The sequence below is a fragment of the Priestia sp. KCTC 13724 genome, from assembly GCF_056820425.1.
This window is the reverse complement of sequence record NZ_JBXDLD010000085.1, coordinates 1-6,245: the sequence shown is the minus strand read 5'-3', so window position 1 is coordinate 6,245 and position 6,245 is coordinate 1. Positions and strand designations below refer to the sequence as shown.

Annotated in this window: 8 protein-coding genes; 5 read left to right on the top strand and 3 right to left on the bottom strand. The window is 41.2% G+C overall.

Going from position 1 to position 6,245, the window contains the following annotated elements; translation table 11 throughout:
- Positions 1–310 precede the first annotated feature (310 nt).
- The 3 genes from AC1UFB_RS12545 to AC1UFB_RS12535 are packed head-to-tail and all read right to left on the bottom strand — an operon-like array spanning position 311 to position 1,801.
- Complete coding sequence (locus AC1UFB_RS12545) at positions 311–460, bottom strand: hypothetical protein (protein WP_167556160.1); 150 nt, start codon at positions 458–460, stop codon at positions 311–313.
- A gap of 21 nt (positions 461–481) precedes the next feature.
- Positions 482–1,141: a hypothetical protein gene (locus tag AC1UFB_RS12540; protein WP_482589362.1), complete on the bottom strand. Its 660-nt coding sequence runs from the start codon at positions 1,139–1,141 to the stop codon at positions 482–484.
- Between the two features lie 21 nt (positions 1,142–1,162).
- Positions 1,163–1,801 carry an alpha/beta hydrolase gene (locus AC1UFB_RS12535; RefSeq protein WP_318757713.1) on the bottom strand — a complete coding sequence of 213 codons (639 nt, stop codon included), beginning with the start codon at positions 1,799–1,801 and terminating at the stop codon, positions 1,163–1,165.
- A gap of 218 nt (positions 1,802–2,019) precedes the next feature.
- Here AC1UFB_RS12535 and AC1UFB_RS12530 point away from each other — a divergent pair, with 218 nt between their 5' ends.
- The 5 genes from AC1UFB_RS12530 to AC1UFB_RS12510 all read left to right on the top strand — a co-directional run.
- Entirely contained in the window at positions 2,020–3,159 is a 1,140-nt protein-coding gene (locus AC1UFB_RS12530; protein WP_100347372.1) for an amidohydrolase, read from the top strand.
- Entirely contained in the window at positions 3,156–3,986 is an 831-nt protein-coding gene (locus AC1UFB_RS12525) for a MurR/RpiR family transcriptional regulator (protein WP_328100702.1), read from the top strand. Before AC1UFB_RS12530 ends, AC1UFB_RS12525 begins: the two co-directional genes overlap by 4 nt.
- Before the next feature lie 13 nt (positions 3,987–3,999).
- Positions 4,000–4,824, top strand: a complete 825-nt coding sequence (locus AC1UFB_RS12520) for a hypothetical protein (RefSeq protein ID WP_061785917.1) — start codon at positions 4,000–4,002, stop codon at positions 4,822–4,824.
- Positions 4,825–4,840: 16 nt separating this feature from the next.
- Positions 4,841–5,950, top strand: coding sequence for an o-succinylbenzoate synthase (gene menC / locus AC1UFB_RS12515; RefSeq protein ID WP_482589361.1), 1,110 nt, complete (start codon positions 4,841–4,843; stop codon positions 5,948–5,950).
- 133 nt (positions 5,951–6,083) lie between these two features.
- Positions 6,084–6,245, top strand: a 162-nt coding sequence (locus AC1UFB_RS12510) for a MerR family DNA-binding transcriptional regulator (RefSeq protein ID WP_482589363.1), incomplete at its 3' end; no start/stop codon positions are given.

Sequence of the window (6,245 nt, the reverse complement as noted above, 5' to 3'; positions counted from 1 at the left end):
ATGACTCACCTAGAAAAGTTATTGATCGATTGTGCATTCGATTGTAAAAGATAAATTCAACTTATATAGTACGGTAAATCTGGTATTTGACTATAATAAACAAACGCTCAAAATGCTTTGAGCGTTTGTAGGAAAGAAGTATACGGTTAATGTAAAATGAAAATAGAGATAAGACCCGCAATGAAAATGATGATAAATAAAAATAAGTCTGTATCTATGAAGTCTTTTTTCTTGTTGTGGTTAGTTGGTGTCGGTTTTTTCAATGATTATTGAACCTCTTTCGTATTCTAATTTTTCCTTATGGATATTTTTACTTACCAAACGCTTGAAACACAAAAACAATCGCATAAAGGGGAATAGCAACAATGAGTACTCCAGTCAAGAAATAGCATAAGCTTCGTACGAGAAACTTCATGATGTCATACAGAGAACCAGCAATGTCGTCAATGAACTTCAACATGTCTACCACCTGCTTTTGTTTTTAGTGAAAACGGCATTTTAACACGTAGATGCTGTCGTATTCTTTTAGCTCTTTTTCGTGAGCTTTTGGATTTTTTAAATAGTTTAGCTGAATGCTTGATATGGAATCTTCAGAAGAATAAGCCATGTAGCCTAGTGGCATGTCTCCATCAATTTTTTGTACGTCTTGATAAAAGCCTTCCCACGTGCCAGCTAAGTTCTCTTTTTCTTCAATGTTCCTTTTTTCTGTGAAGCTTAACCCAACGCTGCTCGTTTGATTTCCAACCTTTAAGTTAAACATAGTAATGACTTCTTCTCCGTCTTCATCTTCCGGATAAATATCGCTAGAAGTGAAAGTAATCAGTCCTTCTTTGTCCACTTCTGTAGATAACTCATTTAGCTTTTCTACAAATAGCCCCTTTTCATACTTTTCAACCCAAACGTCGACTTCTTTCTTCTTGCTACCAGAGTCATATTCAAAGGCAAACGCTTGATTAGTATTAAGCAGCATATCCTCTCTTGCCGTTAGAGAATGCGTGACGTTTTTAATTGTTTCGCTTTTTAGAGCGGGTCCTTTGCCGCTAGTAACTTGGTCAGAGCTGTTTGAAAAAAACATTGTGATGAAGCCTCCAATCGCTAATAAGAAAAGAACGAATAAAAAAGCGATTTTTCCTTTTGACATGGTCTATAACCTCCTGTTCAGTCAATGCTGTTTCACTATATGTAGAGACTTCTTCATATTATTCATGACGTTCATGAGAGCTGTGAGAGATGCGTGCGCATTTATCGGATGAACGTCTAATGAGTGATCCGCATCTTTTATAACGTCCACCTGAAAATTTGTCTCGTGAAGCTGCTGAAACTTTTGTTTGTCGTAGTGAACGTCTTGGTCTCCAATCACAAGAAGTCCCCGGTGCTTGCTTTCTTGAACACTTGTAAATAACTCAGGAAAGTTTAGCAGAGGAGTCAAGAGGAGCATTGTTGTGTCTGCAAAGCGGTCTTGTTTCATGAAGTTGTAAAGGATTGGCACGGTACCCAGCGACTTTCCTAAAAAGATGATTTCTTCATATGAATATGCTTCTAAAATATGAGTCAAAATAGGATCAATGTCTTTTATCATCATATGAGCAACGGTTTGAAGCGACTGCTGTAAAAAGTCGCGGTTGTAGCTGTAGTGAACGTGTACCACGTCAATACCTTCTTCAAGCATTAGCATCGTAGAATAGTAGAATAGAGGCTTCTCATAATGATAGCCCAGACCTGAAAACATCATACATACCTTTTTTGAACCACGATGAATGTGGGTATAAGGAACAGAGTGATAGGGAAGTGTTTGTTTCATCGATTACTCTCCTTAGTTAATTTTTACTATTCTAACATTTATTTCATTATTTTTGAAGAGGTTATATATTTGCATAGTATTTTAGTTCATATTCCAATATTTCATAGTGCTCTAAAGCTATTGTTTATTGTCAGAAAGTTATGATATTATAAGAATCAAGTGAAGGGAAAACTTCATTGATGAATAAATATGAAGTTTTGAGTGCGAAGGAGGATGGAATGAACCAGTCATACGTAAAAAAGATGAAAAATGACATTTATAAAACTTATGAACATCTGCATACATATCCAGAATCAAGCAGTGAGGAAAAAGAAACGTCAGCTTATATTCAAAAGAAGCTAGAGGATGCTGGATACAGCGTTCGCACATTCTCAGAACATTACGGATTAACTGCTGAGCTTCAAGGTGCTTCTTCCGAAGTGGTAGCGTTCCGAGCTGATTTAGATGCGGTCGTGCAGTGGATGGACGGAGAGCTAAAAGCCAATCACTCGTGCGGGCACGATGCTCATAGCACCATGCTTTTGTACACGGCTCTTGCGCTTAAGAAAATAAATATCAAGCCTCAAAAAACGATTCGCTTTTTGTTTCAACCATCAGAAGAAACCGGGGCGGGAGCGAAGCAAATGATTGAATCAGGGTGCTTGCAAAACGTGACAGAGCTGTATGGCATGCACGTAAGACCTGAGTGGGAAGTAGAAGATAAGAAAGCATCTCCCGTTATTTTACACGGCTCAGCCTGTGCAGTTCATGGCATCGTTCACGGTGTACAAGCTCATGCGTCACGACCCGAATTTGGTAAAAATGCGATTGAAATCGCAGCGGACCTTGTACAGATGCTAAGAGGTTTACGCTTAACAAAAACGAATGATTATTCAGTCAAAATGACGAAGCTGCAAGCTGGAGGAGATAGCACAAATGTAATTCCTGATGAAGCTGTGTTTGCTTTGGATTTGCGAGCCAATACAAATGAAGCGATGGATGAATTGAAATCGCGAGTGGAGCACATCCTCTCTCACCTGACTTCAATACATGAAGTAGCAATCGATTATCATTTTGAAGGACGTACATACGCTGCGGTTCCAAACGTTCATACCATTCAAATTGCGACACAGGCCATTCAGTCTGTACTAGGTGACGATGGATTAGTATCTGTCTGCGAAACGAAAGGTGCTGAAGACTTTCACGTGTACACGAAAGAAACGGGCGTTGCTTCGACAATGATCGGTCTTGGGTGTGGATTAAAGCATGGCCTTCATCATCCTGACATGATGTTTAATAAAGAAGCGCTGCTAACCGGAACAAACATTTATCTAACTCTTGCTCTTTTGGCCTCAAAAGCAGAGGTGCAGGGAGAATGAGTGCGCAGCGATTTGAACAGGTAGTAAAAGAAGCGTTTCCTCATTTATCATCAGGGCAAAAGAAGGTTGCTCAGTATTTACTGGATTCCCTTCAAGAAGCGTCGTTTCAAACGGCAGCAGAAATTGGTCGCGCCTCGGGAGTCAGCGAAACGACAGTTATTCGCCTTTCATCCTCTCTTGGCTTTCAAAGCTTTTCACAAATGCACGATGCGATTCAGCAGCGCGTAATGGGACACGAAAAAACAGTTAAAAAAGAAGAGAATCAAGACGTTCTTAAGCGCGTGTTAGAAAGCGAACTGAACATCATCTGCCGCTTGGAAAATGAGGAGAACACTCAGAGAATTTGGGAAGTGGTAGACAGACTGATTCACGCAGATCAAGTACTGGTTGCCGGATACCGAACTTCATACGGAGCAGCACACTGGTTTTCAATGATGCTTTCGACGCTTCGGGAACGCGTGCGGTTAGTCAATCAGCCGGGAGATATTCAAGAAAGTCTTTGCGACTTAACACCCGAGTCAGTCATTGTTGTCCTGTCGTTTCCCCGCTATGCAAAGGAAGCGACAAAGCTTGCGGCTTACGCTAAGAAAGTTGGAGTAACGGTAATTGCCGTTACCGATCGTATTTTATCGCCGGTTGGTGAGCTAGCTGACATTACGCTTTTAACAGATACAAACGTCCAGTCAGGTTGCAACTCAATCGCTCCGGTCATTACGCTTTTAGACTTAGTGCTCACCGCATATCAAGAAAAAAATCCCGCTGGCGTTCAACAGCGTCAGCAAAAGCTTGAGAGCTTATATACACATCAAGATACATACATGGAATAAGCGAGGAGATAATATGACGAATTTACATATGGACGAGCTCGTCATTCGGCGGGTGGAGCATCCAGACGAACTGCGAAAAGTAGGGAATTTAGAGCGAACAATCTGGAAGGGAGAAGATCCGGTTCCAGTTGAAATGATGGTTGCAACGATTCGAAACGGAGGGCTGGTGTTAGGAGCTTTTCTTGAAGACAAGCTCATTGGGTTTCAGTATTCATTTCCAGGCTTTGACGGCAAGCAATCCTATCTATGCTCTCACAGCTTGGGCATTTTAAAAGAATATCGTAGCTATGGTATTGGGCAAAAGCTGAAGTGGGTGCAGCGACAAGAAGCAAAGAAGCTAGGTTATGAGCTGCTTGCATGGACATATGATCCGCTTGAAACAGCAAATGCTAACTTGAATTTGCGAAAGCTCGGCGGAATTGGAGCAGCCTATAAAGAAAATTACTACGGTGAACTAAACGACATTCTAAATGCAGGAATACCGTCGGACCGCTTTGTGGTGCATTGGTGGATTCAAAGCGACCGCGTGCAGAAACGAGAAGAAAAGGAATATGCGGAATGGAGCGTTAAGGAAGACAATATTCTATTAAACTATGTGCTAAATAATCAAGAGTTACCAACTCCTGCACCTATGAACTCTACATTAATGCATGACGTGTTATTCGTAGCGGTGCCCGCTCGCTATCAAGAGGTAAAGGCAAAAAATCAAGACCTGGCGCTACAGTGGCGCTTAAAAACAAGGGAAGCATTGAGCAAAGCTCTAGACTGTGGCTATGAAGTCACGGACTTTGTGAAAACAAACGGAGATATTCATTACTACGTAGTGACAAAAAAATAAGGTAGGGGGAAACGAGATGGAGATTCAGCACATTATTTTGCGCCACGTGAAAATGGAGCTTTTAGAACCATTCACAACGAGCATCTTCACCGAAACGAATAAAGAATTTATCCTAGTAGAAATCCTAGGAAAAAACGGCTTATCGGGGTGGGCAGAGTCTGTTGCTTCACCAGAGCCTTACTATAAAGAAGAAACGCTCAAAACAAATTGGCACATCATGGAGGATTATTTAATTCCGCTTTTACTTCAACATCCTGTGTCCCACCCGAGCGAACTTCAGAAGTTGTTTGAACCGATTCGGGGCAACTCCATGGCGAAAGCAGCGCTTGAAGGGGCAATGTGGGACTTATACGCAAGAAGCAACAACGAGCCGCTTTGGAAAGCACTTGGCGGGACGAAAGAAACCATTGATGTTGGGGTTAGTTTAGGGATTAAAGATTCAGAGTATGAGCTATTAAAAGCGGTGGAAAAAAACTGTGAAGAAGGATATAAGCGAATTAAGCTAAAGGTAAAGCCAGGCTGGGATCTCGATATTTTAAAAGCAGTTCGCACGCGCTTCCCGGATATTTCCTTGATGGCAGATGCGAACTCAGCGTATACGCTAGGTGACATTGATCACTTAAAAGCGTTTGATGAATTTAACCTCACGATGATTGAGCAGCCGCTCGCTTATGACGATATCATTGACCATGCGAAGCTGCAGCGCGAGCTTCAAACGCCGCTTTGCTTAGATGAAAGCATTTATACGCTTGATGATGCAAGGCATGCTATTGCGTTAGGAAGCTGTAAAATTATTAATATTAAAATTGGCCGCGTGGGTGGACTCTATGAATCGAAGCAGATTCATGATCTTTGTAAAGAGCACGGCATACCTGTCTGGTGTGGAGGGATGCTGGAAGCTGGTGTAGGGCGTGCTCATAACGTTGCCATTACGACGCTCGATAACTTTACGCTTCCTGGGGACACGTCAGCGTCTTCTCGCTATTTTTTAAGCGATATCACAGACCCTGCGATTACAGTTGAAAATGGAGTGATTACCGTACCAACCACACCGGGGATTGGCTTTGAACCAAACCGTAAGCGAATTGAAGAGCGTACGCACTACAGCAAGCTTTATAAACTTTGAGGGATATAGACTTTAAGGGGGAAGGTCATAAACAGTTAGAATAAATCTATAAATATCTATAAAAAACTATTGATTTTTCATACATTTCATAATATAATAGAATTATCCACTAATTCAAAGGAGAATGAAATGTATGAAAAAATACAGTATTGGTCAATTCGCAAAAGAAATCGGAGTAACAGTTCAGACTTTGAGAAATTGGGATAAGACAAATAAATTAAATCCACAATATACTGCACCTTCTGGACACCGTTATTACTCTCAACAACAACTTGAATATTTTCTTGGTTTACAT

Coding starts and splice junctions, on each gene's coding strand:
- menC (WP_482589361.1), top strand. CDS start 4,841: ATGGAGATTCAGCACATTATTTTGCGCCACGTGAAAATGGAGCTTTTA.
- AC1UFB_RS12530 (WP_100347372.1), top strand. CDS start 2,020: ATGAACCAGTCATACGTAAAAAAGATGAAAAATGACATTTATAAAACT.
- AC1UFB_RS12525 (WP_328100702.1), top strand. CDS start 3,156: ATGAGTGCGCAGCGATTTGAACAGGTAGTAAAAGAAGCGTTTCCTCAT.
- AC1UFB_RS12535 (WP_318757713.1), bottom strand. CDS start 1,801: ATGAAACAAACACTTCCCTATCACTCTGTTCCTTATACCCACATTCAT.
- AC1UFB_RS12545 (WP_167556160.1), bottom strand. CDS start 460: ATGTTGAAGTTCATTGACGACATTGCTGGTTCTCTGTATGACATCATG.
- AC1UFB_RS12520 (WP_061785917.1), top strand. CDS start 4,000: ATGACGAATTTACATATGGACGAGCTCGTCATTCGGCGGGTGGAGCAT.
- AC1UFB_RS12540 (WP_482589362.1), bottom strand. CDS start 1,141: ATGTCAAAAGGAAAAATCGCTTTTTTATTCGTTCTTTTCTTATTAGCG.